The following is a 15,364-nucleotide window of genomic DNA, read 5'->3' as shown; positions in this document are numbered from 1 at the left end:
TGTTGACGCACGAGCGCCCCCGCCGGTGCCACCGATCGTCGCTCATCGTTCGCGCTCCTCGAGCCAGGCGAGCACGGCGGGGCCGTCCTGGCCGAGTGCGGGCGGGGCGGTGTGCGTCATCGGAGGCAGGCCGTCGAAGCGCAGCGGCGGTCCCGGCAGCTCGATGGGGCCGAGCACCGGGTGATCGACCTGGATGACCAGGCCCTGCGAACGTGTCTGCTCCCAGCTGTAGACCTCGTCGAGCGTCCTGATCGCGCCCGCGGGCACGCCGGCCGCGCTCAGCTCGGCCAGCCAGTGGTCGCGGTCGCGGGCGGCCAGCGCCTTCTCCATGTCGGCGATCAGCTCGTCGCGGTGCAGGAACCGGTCGCGGTTGGTGGCGTAGCGCGGCTGCTCGGGGTCGATGCCGAGGAGCGCGGCGACCTTGCGCCACTGGCCCTCGTTGCCCGCGGCGATCTGCAGCATGCCGTCGGCGCAGCGGAACGCGCCGTACGGGGTGATCGAGGCGTGGTGGTTGCCGCTCGCCCTGGGCACCTGGCCGCCGACCGTCCACGCGGTGCCGTGGTAGGAGTGGACGCCGGTGACGGCGGCGAGCAGGGAGGTGCGCACCACGCGGCCCTTGCCGGTCCGCTCGCGCTCGTAGAGCGCGGCGGCCACGCCGTACGCGCCGTGGATCCCGGCCAGCAGGTCGGCGATGGACGCGCCGACGCGGCAGGGCTCGTCGGGCGAGGGGCCGGTCAGCGACATCAGGCCGGCCTCGCCCTGGGCGATCTGGTCGTAGCCGGGACGACCGGCCTCGGGGCCGTCGTGGCCGAAGCCGGTGATCGACAGGATGACCAGGCGGGGGTTGAGCTCGTGCAGGCGCTCGACGGGGAAGCCGAGACGGTCGAGCACTCCCGTACGGAAGTTCTCGATGAGGACGTCGCTCTGGCGGACCAGCCGCTCGATGAGCCGCCTGCCGTCGGCGGACTTCATGTCGACGGCGATGGACTGCTTGTTGCGGTTGGCGGCCAGGAAGTAGGTGGAGATGTCGTGATCGGGCCCGACGAAGGGCGGCCCCCAGCCGCGTGACTCGTCGCCCCCGTCGGGATGCTCGACCTTGATCACCCGTGCTCCCAGGTCGCCGAGGAGCTGTGCGGCGTGCGGCCCGGCCAGGGCCCTGGACAGATCGAGCACGACGATGCCACCGAGGGGTCCGAGCACGATCCCAACCTCCCACGCGCGTTATGGGGTGAATGAACATTCTCGCAGGCGTCTACCCCTCTTCCTCTACCCTGGTGGCGATGATCGATCTGGCTTCGCGCATCACCGCTCTGGCTCCGTCCTGCGGTCCCGTACGCCTGGTGGCCGTGGACGGGCCCGCGGGGTCGGGCAAGACGACGTTCGCGGGACGGCTCGGAGCCGAGCTCGGCTGCCAGGTGATCCACAGCGACGACTTCCCCGTGCCGTGGGAGGAGGGGCCCGGCGGCTGGTTCCACCTGCTGGAGTCGCAGGTGCTGCGCCCGCTCCAGCGCGGCCTTCCGGGCGGTTTCCGCAGGTACGACTGGGTGCGGGGGACGTACGCCGAGGAGGTGACGGTGCCGCCCGCCCCGGCGCTGGTGATCGAGGGGGTCGGCACGGCACGGGCCTCCATCGCCGATCTGCTGGCCTACACCGTGTGGGTGGAGGCCGCCGACGCCGAGCGGATGCGGCGGGTGCTGGAGCGCGACGGGCCCGAGCTGGAGCCGCGCTGGCGGGAGTGGTTCGCGGCCGAGCGCGCGTGGTTCGCCGCCGACCGTACGAAGGAGCGCGCCGATCTCGTCATCAGAACGTGATCACGGCGTGAGGTGCGTGACGTCGTTGAAGCGCACCAGCTCGCCCGCCCGCCACACCGACACCGACCCGTTCAGCACCGGCGCGAACGCGAGCACCTCCGCGAGCTCGGTGTCGGGCCTGCCCCCGAGCACGTGGCGCAGCGCCAGCACCACGGAGTCGTGCGCGACGATCAGCAGCCGCCGCCCGTCCGCACGACCGCCCAGGTCGTCCGCCAGGAAGTCGCGGAGCCTGAGCGCGACGTCGGCCAGCGACTCGCCGCCCGGCGGGCGGTAGGCGTAGGGGCCTTCGGCCTCGCGCCGGGCCTGCTCCTCGGGGAAGCGCTCGCGCAGCGCGGCCGGGTTGAGCCCGGCGAACTCGCCCTGCTCCTGGTCGCGCAGCCGGTCGTCCACGAGGACGGGCGGCCGCGCGCCCCACTCCCGCCCGGCGATCTCCAAGGTGTCGAGCGCCCGCCGGTACGGCGAGCAGCACACCAGCTCGGGGGCCTCGTCCCCGGGCAGCGCGGTGAGCATCCTGCCGAGCGCCGCCGCCTGCCTGCGGCCCAGCCCGGTCAGCGTCACCTCGTCGTCGCCGCGCCCGTAGACCAGCGGCCGGTCGCCCGCGAGCTCGAAGGCGAGATTGGCCTCGCTCTGGCCGTGACGCACGGCCATGATCCCGGACGGTCGCATACCGCCATCCTCACACACGACCCCCGGCCGAGTGAGATGATCACAAAAGTCGTAGGATCACCATATGACTTCTGTTGCATTCCTCGGAACGGGGATCATGGGGCTTCCCATGGCCCGCAACCTCGCGCAGGCCGGTCTGAAGGTCACGGCGTGGAATCGTACGCTCGACAAGGCAAGGCCCTGGAGGCCGACGGCGTCACCGTGGCGGAGTCGCCCGCGCAGGCGGTCGAAGGCGCCGACGTGATCGTCACCATGCTGAGCGACGGCGACGCGGTGCACGAGGCGATCACCGCAGCCGCGCCGGCGCTGCGGTCCGGCCAGGTGTGGGCGCAGATGAGCACGGTCGGCGTGGCGGGCGTCGAGCGGCTGGCGGCGCTGGCCGCGCAGCACGGGCTGACGTTCGTGGACGCGCCGGTGCAGGGCACCAAGCAGCCCGCCGAGCAGGGCGCGCTGATCATCCTGGCGGCCGGTCCCGAGCCCGCGAGGAAGGCGCTGGAGCCGGTCTTCGGCGCGGTCGGCAAGCGTACGTTCTGGCTCTCCGAGGACGGCGCGAGCGGCGCGGGCACCCGGCTCAAGCTGGCCACGGTGAGCGTCGCCGTCTCCACGACCGCCGTGGTGGCCGAGGCGCTCGCCCTGGCCAAGGGGCTCGACGTGGACCCCGAGCTGGTCCGCGAGGTGATCACCGGCGGGCCGCTGGACAGCGTGTACTTCCAGGCCAAGTCCAAGGCCATCCTGGCGGGCGACTTCGCACCGGCGTTCTCGGTGCGCAACGCCGAGAAGGACACCCGGCTGATCATCGAGGCGGGCGAGGCCGCCGGGGTCCGGGTGGACGTGGTGGCCGCCGCCGGTGAGCGGTTCCGCCGCGCCGAGGCGCAGGGTCACGGCGACGAGGACATGGCGGCCACCTACTTCGCGAGCTTCTGAGCCGTGCCGGGCCGAGCCCGCGAACGGCCCACCGGCACGGTCCGCGAGCATGTCCCGGTCCGCCGGACGCGAGCACCCCGCCGGACGCGAGTGCCGCGTCCGGCGCGGGCGCGGGCGCGGAGGTGTCAGAGGTCGTCGACCTCGGCGTGGGTGCGGCCGCCGGAGAGCTTGGCGTAGCCGGGCCCCCGGTCGAAGAAGCGGTCGGCCGGGGGCCGCAGCCGGGCGCGCAGCTCGGCGGTGGCCTGCTCGTCGATGCGGTCGCCGTCGAGCACCACGCCGTAGTCGCCGAGGGCGCCCGCGATCGACACCTTGCCGTCGCGCACGTCGGCCGCCACCGCGCGCGGGTCGCGGTCGTACGGCGAGCCCCAGCCGCCGCCTCCGGTGGTGCGGATCCTGATCACCTCGCCGGCCTGGACGGGGTAGTCGTCGACCAGCCCCTCCATCTCCTTGCCGTTGATCTCGACGCGGAACGGCCGGCCGGCGAGCCCGCCGTTGACGCCCCAGCAGGACAGGATCGACCGGTCGGCGATCGACATGTACGAGGCGTTGCGCAGCATCCTGATGTGCTTGTCGTAGCCGAGCCCGCCCCTGAACATGCCGGGACCGCCGGAGTCGCAGGCGAGGCCGAGCCGCTCGACCCGCAGCGGCCAGCGGGCCTCGGCGAACTCGACGGGGATGTTGCGCGAGTCGGGCACGATGTGGATGGTGTCCTCGCCGTCGGCGTACCAGCGCCCGCCGGAGCCGCCGCCGAGCACTTCGCGCATCAGGTACGGCCGGCCCTCGTCGTCCACGCCGTACACGCCGGTGTAGCGGATGGTCTCCTGGTCGGCCGGCATGCGCCCGCCGGTGGCCTTGGCCAGCACGCCGGCGAGCACGCCGAGCAGGCGCAGGATGACGAACGTGCGGGCGTTGGTCGGGGCGGGGAAGATCGGCGTGAGCAGCGTGCCCTTCTCGGGGAAGACCATCTTGATCAGCGGCACGACGCCCTCGTTGACGTCCAGCTCGGCCATGCGCTCGGGCGTGTCGGCGAGGTTGCGCAGCACGGGGGCGAGCCACTTCTTGAGGAAGACGCCGTCGGCGTAGTCGCCGGCGTGGTTGATGGGGCCCTTGGCCTGGGGTGAGGTGCCGGTGAAGTCGATGGTGAGCGGCGCCTGCGCGGAGTGGTCGACGGTGAGCGTGATGCGCTGGGCGTGCAGGCGGGGCTCGTCCACGCCGTCGTGCTCGGCGTAGTCCTCCCACACGTACGTGCCCTCGGGGATCTTCGACAGCAGTTCCCTGCGGAACGTCTCGGTGGTCTTGTCGATGATCGCGTCGAAGCACTCCTCGACGGCCTGCCTGCCGTAGCGTTCGAACAGCTCGGCGAGCCGCCGCGCGCCCATCAGGCAGGCCGAGCACTCGGCGTCGAGGTCGCCGGCCAGCGCGTCGGGCATGCGGGAGTTGCGGGTCATGATGCGCAGCGCGGCCTCGTTGGGCACGCCCTGGTCGCGCAGCTTGATCGGCGGCACCATCAGGCCCTCCTCGTAGACCGAGCGGGCGTGGGAGGGCATGGAGCCGGGCACCGCGCCGCCGATGTCGTCGTGGTGGCCGAACGCCTGCACGAACGCGACCACCTCGCCCTCGTGGAAGACGGGGACGGTGACGCACAGGTCGGGCAGGTGGCCGATGCCGCCTTCGGACAGGTAGACGTCGTTGTGGAAGTAGACGTCGCCGGGCTTCATCGTCTCGATGGGGAAGTCGCGGACGATGGGCTGGACGAGGGCGCTGTAGGAGCGTCCGGTGAGCTTGCGCAGACGGACGTCGTGGATGCCGGCGCGGAAGTCGTGGGCGTCGCGGATCATCGGCGAGCGGGCCGTGCGCGCGATGGCGGTCTCGACCTCCTTCTCGACGGAGGCGAGCGTGCCCTCGACGATCTCCACCAGGATCGGATCAGTCACGACTTATCTCCACATTTCCGTATTCGTCGACCTTGGCGGTGAAGCCCGGGTGGATGGGGATCGTGGAGCCGTACTCCTCGATCACCGCCGGTCCGGTGACGGTCGCCCCGGGACCGAGCGCGGCGCGCTGGTGGATCGGGGTGTCGCGGGTCTCGTCGAAGTGCACGGGACGCACCGACGTGGCGCCCTGCCCCGGCCGCTCCAGGCGCGGGATGACCGGGCGGTCGATGGGGCCGATGCCGGAGACGCGCAGGTTGACCCATTCGACGTCGTGGCGCGGGTCGTCGCGGTAGGCGTAGCCGTACAGCTTCTCGTGGGCGTCGTGGAAGCGGGCGACGACCTCGGCGTGCCAGGACTCGTCGATCTCGCCGGCGGGGGCGGGCACCCGCACCTCGTACGCCTGGCCGTAGTAGCGCAGGTCGGCGCTGCGCTGGAAGATCGGCTCGGTGAAGCCCTCGCGGTCGAGCGCCTCGGCGGCCTGCAGCTCGAGGTCGTGGAAGATCTCGACGGCCTTGCCGAGCGAGAGGTCGCGAGTGACGTACGTGCGGACGTAGTCGTTCTTGACGTCCACGGACAGCAGCCCGAAGGCCGAGACGTTGCCGGGGTCGCGGGGCACCAGGACCGACGGCAGGCCGAGGATGTCGATCAGCCGGCACGCCAGCAGCGGCCCCGACCCGCCGAACGTCACCAGCGGGAAGTCCCGCACGTCCAGCCCGCGCTTGACGGTGAGCCGGCGGATGGCGTTGCTCTGGTTGAACGCGCTGATCTCCAGGATGCCGGTCGCGGTGCGCTCGGGCGTGAGCCCCAGTTTGTCGGCCAGCGACTCGATGCCGTGCCGGGCGGCGTCGACGTCGAGCGGGATCTCCCCGCCCAGCAGGTGCGGCGGGATGCGGCCGAGGAAGACGTGCGCGTCGGTGACCGTCACCTCGGTGCCGCCCCTGCCGTAGCAGATGGGGCCGGGGTCGGCGCCGGCCGAGCGGGGGCCGACCTTGAGCGTGCCCTCGGGCGAGATCCAGGCGATCGAGCCGCCGCCCGCCCCGACGGTGACGATGTCGATCATCGGGATCTTGCAGGGGTAGCGGCCGACCGCGCCCTCGGTGGTGATGGAAGGCTCGCCGTCGATCACCACGGCCACGTCGGTCGAGGTGCCCCCGCCGTCGAGGGTGATCACCGAGTCGTGGCCCGCCGTACGGGCGAGCAGCGCCGCGCCGAGCGCGCCGGCCGCCGGGCCCGACAGGACGGTGGTGATGGGCTGGTTGGCGACCTCGCGGGCCGACAGGATGCCGCCGTTGGACTTCATGACGGAGAACGACCTGCCGAGCCTGCTCGACAGGTTCGCCAGGTAGCTGCGCATGACCGGCTTGACCGCGGCGTCCACGAGCGTGGTCACCGAGCGCTCGTACTCGCGGTATTCGCGCAGCACGTCGCTGGAGAGCGAGACCACCGCCTCGGGGTGCTCGCGGGCCAGCACGTCGCGCATGCGCCGCTCGTGCTCGGGGTTGGCGTAGGAGTGCAGGAAGCAGACGCCGATCGCGGTGATCCCCTTGGCCCGGAACCAGCGGGCCACCTCGACGGCCTGCTCCTCGGAGAACGGCCGCACCTCCTCCCCCCGGTGGTCGAGCCGCCCGCCGACGGTCTTGACGAGGTGGACGGGGACGATCCTGGGCGGCTTGACCCAGAAGTAGGAGTTGCCGTAGCCGTCGGGCACGCTCTGCCTGGCGATCTCCAGGATGAACTCGAAGCCCTCCGTCGTGATGAACCCGAGGTTCTCGATGCGGTCTTCGAGCAGCCTGTTGGTGGCCACCGTGGTGCCGTGGACGATCGAGGAGACCTCCAGCGGACCCAGCTTGCCGACGCCGGCGAGGAATCCGTCGGCCGGGTTCGCGGGGGTCGAGGGGGTCTTGGTGGTGAGGATCTCACCGGTCCGCTCGTCCACCGCCACGACGTCGGTGAACGTGCCTCCGGTGTCCACTCCGATACGGACGCTACGCATGGGCTCCTCAGCTCCGGCGCCGGCCGAGCACTTCGTCTATGACTCGGGGCGCGTTCTCCGTGCCGACGTACGCGGCCAGGCGTACGACCATCTCCTGGGTTCTGGCCAGCTCGGCCTCCACCCTGGCCTTACCCGACTGACCTGCCTGAACGCCGAAATAAGCGCCGATGATGGTACCGATCACCCCCGCCACGCCCGCGAACAGGGGAGCGAACTCGGCGCTTGCGAACACGGCTGCGCCGAAGGCCGCGAGGACCGCGACGATGCCCGCCACGACGACGAGGAAGCCGTACCGCCAGCGCTTGGCGTCGGCCTGGGCCGGGGTGAGATCGTCCTGCGTCATCATGGCGTCGAGCGAGGCCGGTTTGTCGGTGACCACTGATGTCCTCCTGTAACTCCAGGGGAGAAATGTCCCACGAGGCCATGGAACAAGCCAAGCCACTAAGCTGGCGGCCCGTGACTGATCTGTCTGCCTTGTCCCCCGCACCCGCGGGCGCCAGAGATGCCGTGCTCAAGTTCTACTTCGGGCCGATGGACTGCGGGAAGTCCACGCTGGCGCTGCAGATGAACTACAACCACGCGCGGCAGGGCAGGCGGGGTCTGGTGCTGACCAAGCACGACCGCTCCGGCGGGCCGCGGGTGACCAGCAGGATAGGGCTCGGCCGCGACGCCATCGAGGTGGAGGACGATCTCGACCTGGTGGCGCTCGTCACCTCGCACGACGAGCGCATCGACTATCTGATCTGCGACGAGGCCTGCTTCTACACCGTTGGGCAGATCGAGCAGCTCGCCGACCTGGTGGACGAGCACGGCGTGGACGTCTACGCCTTCGGGCTGGCCTCGGACTTCCGCTCGGTGATGTTCCCGGCGGCGCAGCGGCTGTTCGAGCTGGCCGACGAGGTGTGCAGGCTCCAGGTCGAGGTGCTGTGCTGGTGCGGGCGTCCTGGGCTGCTCAACGCCCGCGTCGTGGGCGGGAAGATGGTGCGCACGGGCGAGCAGGTCGTGATCGGCGACACCGCCGACGCGCCGGTGCGCTATCAGGTGCTCTGCCGCCGCCACCACCGTGCCGGCCAGCTCGGTGAGGGGTCTGGCTCGGAGTCGGGCTCCGCCGCCTGAGAGGCGGCTCTCTCGTACGAGCGGGACGGCACGGGGATCTGGCGGCCCGCCACCTGGCGGTCAGATGGCGCAGGCGCCGTCGGCGCACCCGTCGGCGGGTGCGGCGAGCTGGGTGATCGGGGTCTCCCCCACGCGCTCGGCCACCTCGTCGATGGCGGCGGCGAAGGCGTCCTCGGGCTGGGCGCCCGAGACCGCGTACTTGCCCTCGAAGAGGAAGAGCGGCACGCCGCTGATGCCCAGCGCGTGCGCCCTGGCGAGCTGCTCGCGCACCTCGTCGGCCCCTTCGCCGGTGTCGGTGACGCCGACATCGGCCGCCAGCTCGGCCAGCACGGCGGGGTCGGCGATGTTGCGTCCCTCGCTGAAGTAGGCGCGCCACAGCCGATCGGCCATCTCCTCGCCGCGGCCCTGCTTGCTCGCGACGTGGATGAGCCGGTGCGCCTCGAACGTGCTGGAGCTGATGGCCTCGTCGAAGCGCAGATCCAGGCCCTCCTCCGCGCCCACGCTCTTGACGCGTGCGACCATCTGCTTCGCCTGCGGGCCGAACTTGCGCTCGAGCTGAGGGATCAGCGGCTCGCCCTCCACCGGTGCGTCCGGATTGAGCTGGAACGGGCGCATCGTCACCTCGATGGTGCCGCCCTTGGCGCGGAACCGCTCGGCGGCCTTGTCGAACCGGGCGTGCCCGATGTAGCACCAGGGGCACGCGACATCTGAAAAGATCTCAACCTTCATGCCCCTGCAAACCGCGCGCGGGCCGCCAAGATTCCTCACCTATCCGGCGGCCAGCTCCTCCAGCCGGTACGGCAGGTACGCCGAGTCGTCGACCAGCGCCGACGCCCCGCGCCACCAGCCGAACCACTCGCCGCTGCGCCACATCCAGTCGACCCGCTCGATGGCGGCCACCACGTCCCCGACGGTCTCCCACCGGTCGCCGAGCTGCTCGCGGGTGGCGCCGTGGCGCACCGCCCAGGCCCGCAGCACGGCGGCCGCCGCCTCGGGGACCTCGCGGGCGTACGGGTCGGGGCTCTCGCCCGGCAGGCGGTGCGGTCCGAGCCCGGCCGCGACGCCCCAGCTCCACTGGGCCTCGGCGGGCCGGGAGTAGCGCAGCGAGTGGAAGTCGAGGTTGGAGCCGAGCTCGTCGTCGGCGCGCCGGATGACGACCGCGTCGAGCCGGCCGCCCGCGTCGAAGCGGACGACCAGCCGCCGGCCCGGCTTGACGCCGGGCGGCAGCGCGAAGCGGTCCTCGGCCTGCCAGGAGTTGAGATCGACCTGCGCGACCGGCGCGCCCCACAGCTCGTCGGCGGCGTCGTCGGCGATCCAGGCGGCGAGCATCTCCAGCGTGGTGAGATCGGTCCACGGCTCGATGGCCACGGCGGTGCGCACGACCTCGTCTGGCGGCGGCGGTTTCCCGCCGCGCGGCCTCTCCCACCAGGCCGTGCCCAGCTCGCGGGTGCCGACGAGCAGCGCCGCCAGCGCGGCCAGCTCGGCCGAGCGCCGGGTGAGCCGGGCGCCGCGGACCAGCTCCAGCGCGCGCTCGGTGCGCTCGTCGCCGAGCACGGGACGCACGTCGCCGATCAGCCGCCCGGCCGTCGGCCGCTCCTCGCCGAGCAGGCTGCGGACGATCCGCCTGGCCTCCGTACGTGCGTCTTCAGCGCGTGCCTGCCGCATACCAGCCACGCTACGCCGGGAGATCCTTTGAAGCGATAGCCGCGGAGGCCGGCACGTGAAACGGCGACCGCGGAGGTCGGCACGTGACGCGACGACCGGCACGTGACGCGACGGCCGCGGAGGCCGGCATGTCAGGGAGCGGCCGGCGGAGGCCGGCGCTGTCAGACGCGGCGGCGGGCGCCCCGCCCCAGGAGCCAGCCCAGCGTCACCCCGGCCAGCGCCACGCCGGCCCCCGCGCCGAACGCGGCCAGCATCACCCACGGGCGGGTCTGCGTGCGCGGCTCTGCGGGCCGCTGGTAGACGGCGGGGGCGTGCGGCCGGACGGCGTCCGCGAGCGGCGCACCGGGCGCAAGGGAGACGCCGTCAGACGGAACGGCCGCGCCCGGGACGACCGCGGCACCCGTGGCGGTTCCGGCGGCCAGGGCGGGCTCCACTGCGGGCTCCACTGCGGGCGCGGCGGCGGCCGGGGCGCACAGCAGCCGCTCGACGGCGGTGAAGAACTCCTGTGCGGTGCGCTTGGCCACCGAGCCGAGCATGCGCTGGCCGACGCCGCCGATCATGCCGCCGATGACCGCCTCGGCGTCGTAGTCGACCCTGGTGCCGCCGTCGGCCTCGCTGAGCCTGACCTGCACGGTGGCGTCCACGGTGCCGGGCGCGCCCTGCCCGCGCGCCTTGAGCGTGAAGCGCTCCGGCGGGACGGGGTCGGACAGCGCGACCTCGCCCTGGTAGACGCCCTTGACGGAGGCGACGCCCGCGTTGACCGTCATCCGGTAGGTGTCCGGGCCGGTCTCCTCCAGCCGCTCGCACCCCGGGATCGTCCGCACCAGCACGGCGGGGTCGCGGAACGCCGCCCACAGCCGGTCCCTGTCCACCCCGATCACGACACTGCCCGCCACGTTCATGTCGCCACTCTAAGCAGCCGGGCCCTCGCGGCTTAACGGCAACACCTGCCAGATGCGGACGGGCCGGTCGATCATGACTGGCAAGATAGGGGCCGATGGTGAAGATGCGGCGGGTGTACGGGAAAGCGGGCGCGATGGGCGCCGCGTGCGTGCTGGCCCTGTCCGCCTGCGGCTCGGGCGGCACCGGCGGCGCGGCCGCGCCCGCGGAGCCCGCCAAGCCCTCCGCCCCTGAGCAGACGGCCTCCGGGCGAACGGCGTCGCCGCGCGCCACCGTTCCGCAGGGGCCGCCGGGCGTCAGGCCGCGCAAGGGCGAGGTACGCCCGATCGCCCGTACCGGCGATCTGCCGCCGGTGATCAGCTCCATCCCCACCGATCGCAAGGTGGTCTTCCTGACCATCGACGACGGCTGGGAGCAGGACCCGGGGTTCGTCCGGCAGGTGCGCGACGAGCGCATCCCGATCACGGTCTTCGCCATGCGCGACGCGGTGGAGGCGAAGGGCGCGCCCGACCAGGCGGGCGGCACGGCCCGCTATGTGGGCGCCGGCAAGTGGGGATATTTCCGGCAGCTTCGCGACGCGGGCGTGGCCATCGAGAACCACACGCTCACCCACCCCAACCTCCGCCTGCTCGGCCGCGCCGCCCAGCGCCGCGAGATCTGCGGCTCGGCCCAGCTCATCAAGAAGGAGATCGGGACGCGGCCCGCGCTGTTCCGCCCGCCGTTCGGCAACTACAACACCGACACGCTGCTGGCCGCCAAGAGCTGCGGCGTACGGGCCGTGCTGCTGTGGACGGCGACCGTGCAGCCGGGCGGCAAGATCGCCTACCAGGTGCCCGACAAGCAACTGCGCCCGGGCGACATCCTGCTGCTGCACTTCCGCCCCAACCTCGCCAGGGACTTCCGCATCCTGGTGAAGAAGATCAAGCGCCGCGGTTACGCGCTCGGCAACCTCCAGGCGTACCTGGACGCCGCCGACCCGCGCTGAGCTCCGCCCCCCTGACGTACCCGACGATCCGTCCGGCGGATGACGCGGCTCCCCGCCCTGGCCGGGCATTCTCGAAGCACGAAATCCACAAGGCACGGGGATGTGACGAAGCTCGCACCCCAATGCTCTACAAGCTGTAGTACTACTGGCAGTAGATGCACTACAGCTTGTAGAGCAACGACTTCTACGGCGGGGATGATGGACGCACTTGACCTGGCTCGGTGGCAGTTCGGGGTGACCACCGTGTACCACTTCCTGTTCGTGCCCCTGACCATCGGTCTCGGGATCTTCGTGGCCGGCCTGCAGACGGCCTGGCACCGCACGGGCAAGGAGCACTACCTCAAGCTGACCAAGTTCTTCGGCAAGCTGTTCCTGATCAACTTCGCGATGGGCGTGGTCACCGGCATCGTGCAGGAGTTCCAGTTCGGGATGAACTGGAGCGAGTACTCGACCTTCGTCGGCGACGTCTTCGGCGCCCCGCTGGCGATGGAGGCGCTGCTCGCCTTCTTCATGGAGTCGACGTTCCTCGGCCTCTGGATCTTCGGCTGGGACCGGCTGCCGAAGAAGGTGCACCTGGCCACCATCTGGGCGGCCGCCATCGGCTCCAACCTGTCGGCCTACTTCATCCTCGCCGCCAACGCCTGGATGAAGCACCCGGTCGGCTACGAGGTGGTGGACGGCAAGGCCAGGATGACGGACCTGTGGGCGGTGCTCACCAACAGCACCGCGCTGGCCCAGGTGCCGCACGTCATCGGCGGCGCGTTCGTGGTGGCGGGCGGGTTCGTGCTCGCGGTCTGCGGCTACTGGCTGCTGCGCACGCGCGGCACGCAGGCCGCCGCCATGTGGCGCGGCGCCGCCCGCGCGGCGCTGGTGATGACCGCGCTGGCCGGCGCGGTGGTCGCGGGCACCGGCGACCTGTCGGCCCAGCTCATGTACGAGCAGCAGCCGATGAAGCTCGCCGCCGCCGAAGGCCTCGAGCACGACACGGCGGGCGCACCGTTCTTCGTCGCGCCCGGCATCGAGATCCCCAAGGTGCTGAGCTTCCTGTCCGCCCACGACCCCGACGCGGTCGTCGCGGGCACCGAGGACCTGCAGCGCCGCTTCGAGGAGCGGTTCGGCCCCGGCGACTACCGCCCGAACCAGCCCGTCGTGTTCTGGTCGTTCCGCGTGATGATCGCCTTCGGGCTGGCCACCGTGGGGCTGTCGGTGCTCGGCCTGTGGCTGACCAGGCGCAGGCGGGACTTCCCCGCGTGGCTGTCGAAGGCGCTGCTGCTCGCGCTGCCGCTGCCGCTGCTCGCGGTGATCGCGGGCTGGCTGCTCAGCGAGATCGGCCGCCAGCCGTGGACGGTGGCCGGTGAGCTGCTGACGGCCGCGAGCGTCTCCCCCGGCGTCACGGTGACCGAGATCGCCGTCTCGCTCGCGGTCTTCACGCTCGTGTACGGCGCCTTCACCGTGGCCGAGGCCGTGCTGCTGGCCCGGCACGTACGCAAGGGCATCGAGGAGCCGGCCCCCGAGCCGGCGACCGAGCGGCTCGAACCGTCGCTCATGTACTGAGAGCCGAGGAGCTAGTCATGATCGAGTTGTGGTTCGCCATCATCGCCTTCCTCTGGACCGGCTACTTCGTCCTCGAAGGCTTCGACTTCGGCGTGGGCATGCTGGCCCCCGCCGTCGGACGCGACGCGGGCGAGCGGCGGGCGAGCCTGCAGACCATCGGCCCGGTGTGGGACGGCAACGAGGTGTGGCTGATCACCGCGGTCGGCGCGATGTTCGCCGCCTTCCCCGCCTGGTACTCCGGCGTGTTCAGCACGTTCTACGTGCCGGTGACGCTGATCCTGGTCGGGCTGATCCTGCGGGGCATCGGCCTCGAGTGGCGCGGCAAGGTCGCGAACCCGGCCTGGTGCGACGTCGCGGTCGCGGCCGGCAGCGTGCTGCCGGCCTTCCTCTGGGGCGCGGTCTTCGGCCATCTGCTGTCCGGCAGCGTGCTCGCGGCCGTGGTCGGCGGCCTGTTCACGCTGGCCGTGAGCGTCATGCACGGCGGGGTGTTCCTGGCGCTGAAGACCACCGGCCGGCTGCGCCGCCGCGCGAGGTCCGCCGCGCTGGCCGCCGCGGGCGCGACGCTGCCGGTCGCGGTGTTCGCGCTGTCGAGCCTCGGCGGCGTCCCCGCGCTGGGCGCCATGGCGGCGCTGGCCGCGGCCACGGCGCTCATCTGGCGGCGCAGGGAGGGCTGGGCGTTCACCGCGACGGCCGGCGCGATCGTGCTCACCACGCTGGCGGCCTTCATGGAGCTGCGGGTGCGGCCGCTGCCGGGGCTGACGCTGGCCGAGGCCGCGTCGGGGCCGTACACGCTGACCATGCTGAGCTGGATCGGGCTGATCGCCCTGCCGTTCGTGCTGGTCTACCAGGGATGGACGTACTGGGTGTTCAGGAAGCGGGTCCTGATGGCCGCGAGCTGAGCCGGCGGGGGCCTGGGGCGGCGGCCGGCCGAGCCGTCAGCCGATGACCCGCATCTCCTTGGTCGCCGGGTCCTTCACGTGCAGGTCGCCGCCGAGCCGCTCCTTGAGCAGGTCGAGCACCTGCCGGCCGGCCAGCACCGCCCACAGGTCGCCGACCAGGTGCGGGTCGTCCTCGGGGGCGGCGGCCATCCAGGCCTCCTTGCCGGACCGGCCGGCGAAGGTCGTGACGAAGAACTCGCCGTCGGGGGTCTTGCAGTAGCCGGTACGGATCTCCGGCGCGTCCACCTGCATCCGCGGCTCGCACCCGACCTTGGCGGCCAGTTGCTCGACGGTGAGGGGGGCGGCGCCGGGCCGCGCGCCCGCCGCGACATAGCCGCCGGCGCTCCCCGATGAGCAGCCGGCGACCAGTCCGGCCAGCAGCGCGACGGCGGCCAGGCGGGGAAATGTCGTCATGTGCGGAGGTACGGATCCGCGGCGAGCCGGGTTCAGCGTCACTTGGGGGCCGGCGTCTGGGAGACCCGGTGGTCGGTCAGGTGCAGGTCGCCGTTGAGCGGGCCCTTGAGCACCTCCAGCACCTTCAGCGGCCCGAGCACCGTCCACTTGGGGCCGACCAGGTGCGGGTTGTACTCGGGCGCCTGGTCCATCCACTGGTCCTTGAGCTTCTCGGTCTTGAAGGTGTTGACGAAGAACTCGCCGTCCTTCGTCTTGCAGAACGCGGTGCGCATGTCCTCGGCTTCCACCTGCATCTTGGGCTTGCAGCCGACCTTGGCCGAGATCTGCTCGACGGTCATCGGCTGCGGGCTGGGCGGCGCGGCATCGCCTGCTGCGACGTAGTCGTTCCAGCCGCCTCCCGAGGAGCAGCCGGCGACCAGTCCGGCCAGCAGCGCGAAAGCGGCCAGACGTGGAAATGTCGTCAT

The 15,364-nt window shown here is 72.0% G+C and carries 16 protein-coding genes and 1 pseudogene; 7 read left to right on the top strand and 10 right to left on the bottom strand.

Annotation, left to right across the window (positions count from 1 at the left end):
* Positions 1 to 42: 42 nt before the first annotated feature.
* The gene (locus ACGFIM_RS27390) at positions 43 to 1,200 is read right to left on the bottom strand and encodes a CaiB/BaiF CoA transferase family protein (RefSeq protein WP_393205310.1); all 1,158 of its coding nucleotides are present in this window, start codon (positions 1,198 to 1,200) and stop codon (positions 43 to 45) included.
* Between the two features lie 80 nt (positions 1,201 to 1,280).
* Here ACGFIM_RS27390 and ACGFIM_RS27385 point away from each other — a divergent pair, with 80 nt between their 5' ends.
* Positions 1,281 to 1,811, top strand: a complete 531-nt coding sequence (locus ACGFIM_RS27385) for a uridine kinase (RefSeq protein ID WP_393205307.1) — start codon at positions 1,281 to 1,283, stop codon at positions 1,809 to 1,811.
* Here the strand turns inward: ACGFIM_RS27385 and ACGFIM_RS27380 are convergent, their stop codons facing one another.
* Positions 1,812 to 2,477, bottom strand: a complete 666-nt coding sequence (locus ACGFIM_RS27380; RefSeq protein ID WP_393205304.1) for a histidine phosphatase family protein — start codon at positions 2,475 to 2,477, stop codon at positions 1,812 to 1,814. It abuts the gene before it with no gap.
* A gap of 64 nt (positions 2,478 to 2,541) precedes the next feature.
* Here ACGFIM_RS27380 and ACGFIM_RS27375 point away from each other — a divergent pair.
* Both ACGFIM_RS27375 and ACGFIM_RS27370 read left to right on the top strand, forming a co-directional pair.
* Positions 2,542 to 2,616: pseudogene (locus ACGFIM_RS27375) on the top strand (NAD(P)-binding domain-containing protein); the annotation flags it as partial.
* An 11-nt stretch (positions 2,617 to 2,627) separates the two neighbouring features.
* Positions 2,628 to 3,401 (top strand): NAD(P)-dependent oxidoreductase, encoded by a 774-nt coding sequence (locus ACGFIM_RS27370; protein ID WP_393205301.1) that lies wholly within the window; start codon positions 2,628 to 2,630, stop codon positions 3,399 to 3,401.
* Positions 3,402 to 3,526: 125 nt separating this feature from the next.
* Here the strand turns inward: ACGFIM_RS27370 and ACGFIM_RS27365 are convergent, their stop codons facing one another.
* The 3 genes from ACGFIM_RS27365 to ACGFIM_RS27355 are packed head-to-tail and all read right to left on the bottom strand — an operon-like array spanning position 3,527 to position 7,707.
* The gene (locus ACGFIM_RS27365) at positions 3,527 to 5,335 is read right to left on the bottom strand and encodes a hydantoinase B/oxoprolinase family protein (protein WP_393205298.1); all 1,809 of its coding nucleotides are present in this window, start codon (positions 5,333 to 5,335) and stop codon (positions 3,527 to 3,529) included.
* A complete protein-coding gene (locus ACGFIM_RS27360) occupies positions 5,328 to 7,328 on the bottom strand; it encodes a hydantoinase/oxoprolinase family protein (RefSeq protein WP_393205295.1) in 2,001 nt (666 codons plus the stop codon). Before ACGFIM_RS27360 ends, ACGFIM_RS27365 begins: the two co-directional genes overlap by 8 nt.
* Positions 7,329 to 7,335: 7 nt before the next feature.
* A complete protein-coding gene (locus tag ACGFIM_RS27355; RefSeq protein ID WP_364067472.1) occupies positions 7,336 to 7,707 on the bottom strand; it encodes a hypothetical protein in 372 nt (123 codons plus the stop codon).
* Between the two features lie 77 nt (positions 7,708 to 7,784).
* Here ACGFIM_RS27355 and ACGFIM_RS27350 point away from each other — a divergent pair, with 77 nt between their 5' ends.
* The gene (locus ACGFIM_RS27350) at positions 7,785 to 8,444 is read left to right on the top strand and encodes a thymidine kinase (protein ID WP_393205292.1); all 660 of its coding nucleotides are present in this window, start codon (positions 7,785 to 7,787) and stop codon (positions 8,442 to 8,444) included.
* Positions 8,445 to 8,504: 60 nt separating this feature from the next.
* Here ACGFIM_RS27350 and ACGFIM_RS27345 read toward each other — a convergent pair whose 3' ends face one another.
* The 3 genes from ACGFIM_RS27345 to ACGFIM_RS27335 form a co-directional block, all read right to left on the bottom strand.
* Positions 8,505 to 9,173: a DsbA family protein gene (locus ACGFIM_RS27345; RefSeq protein ID WP_393205290.1), complete on the bottom strand. Its 669-nt coding sequence runs from the start codon at positions 9,171 to 9,173 to the stop codon at positions 8,505 to 8,507.
* A gap of 39 nt (positions 9,174 to 9,212) precedes the next feature.
* Positions 9,213 to 10,109 (bottom strand): hypothetical protein, encoded by an 897-nt coding sequence (locus tag ACGFIM_RS27340; protein ID WP_393205287.1) that lies wholly within the window; start codon positions 10,107 to 10,109, stop codon positions 9,213 to 9,215.
* Between the two features lie 161 nt (positions 10,110 to 10,270).
* Positions 10,271 to 11,011 (bottom strand): carbon monoxide dehydrogenase subunit G, encoded by a 741-nt coding sequence (locus ACGFIM_RS27335; protein ID WP_393205284.1) that lies wholly within the window; start codon positions 11,009 to 11,011, stop codon positions 10,271 to 10,273.
* A gap of 95 nt (positions 11,012 to 11,106) precedes the next feature.
* Between ACGFIM_RS27335 and ACGFIM_RS27330 the strand changes: the two genes are divergently transcribed.
* The 3 genes from ACGFIM_RS27330 (at position 11,107) to cydB (ending at position 14,447) form a co-directional block, all read left to right on the top strand.
* On the top strand, positions 11,107 to 11,994 hold the full coding sequence (locus ACGFIM_RS27330) for a polysaccharide deacetylase family protein (RefSeq protein ID WP_393205281.1): 888 nt from the start codon (positions 11,107 to 11,109) through the stop codon (positions 11,992 to 11,994).
* A gap of 198 nt (positions 11,995 to 12,192) precedes the next feature.
* On the top strand, positions 12,193 to 13,548 hold the full coding sequence (locus tag ACGFIM_RS27325; RefSeq protein WP_393205278.1) for a cytochrome ubiquinol oxidase subunit I: 1,356 nt from the start codon (positions 12,193 to 12,195) through the stop codon (positions 13,546 to 13,548).
* 17 nt (positions 13,549 to 13,565) lie between these two features.
* The gene (gene cydB / locus ACGFIM_RS27320; protein ID WP_393205275.1) at positions 13,566 to 14,447 is read left to right on the top strand and encodes a cytochrome d ubiquinol oxidase subunit II; all 882 of its coding nucleotides are present in this window, start codon (positions 13,566 to 13,568) and stop codon (positions 14,445 to 14,447) included.
* A gap of 36 nt (positions 14,448 to 14,483) precedes the next feature.
* On the opposite strand, the gene ACGFIM_RS27315 is transcribed toward cydB, so the two are convergent.
* Together ACGFIM_RS27315 and ACGFIM_RS27310 are read right to left on the bottom strand one after the other, a co-directional pair.
* The gene (locus ACGFIM_RS27315) at positions 14,484 to 14,900 is read right to left on the bottom strand and encodes a hypothetical protein (RefSeq protein ID WP_393205272.1); all 417 of its coding nucleotides are present in this window, start codon (positions 14,898 to 14,900) and stop codon (positions 14,484 to 14,486) included.
* Positions 14,901 to 14,938: 38 nt separating this feature from the next.
* Positions 14,939 to 15,364 (bottom strand): hypothetical protein, encoded by a 426-nt coding sequence (locus ACGFIM_RS27310; RefSeq protein ID WP_364067457.1) that lies wholly within the window; start codon positions 15,362 to 15,364, stop codon positions 14,939 to 14,941.

This window comes from Nonomuraea sp. NPDC049309, assembly GCF_043196965.1.
In the GTDB taxonomy this organism is placed as follows: domain Bacteria; phylum Actinomycetota; class Actinomycetes; order Streptosporangiales; family Streptosporangiaceae; genus Nonomuraea; species Nonomuraea fastidiosa.
The sequence above is the reverse complement of the archived record's forward strand: the minus strand, read 5'-3'. Positions and strand labels throughout refer to the sequence as shown.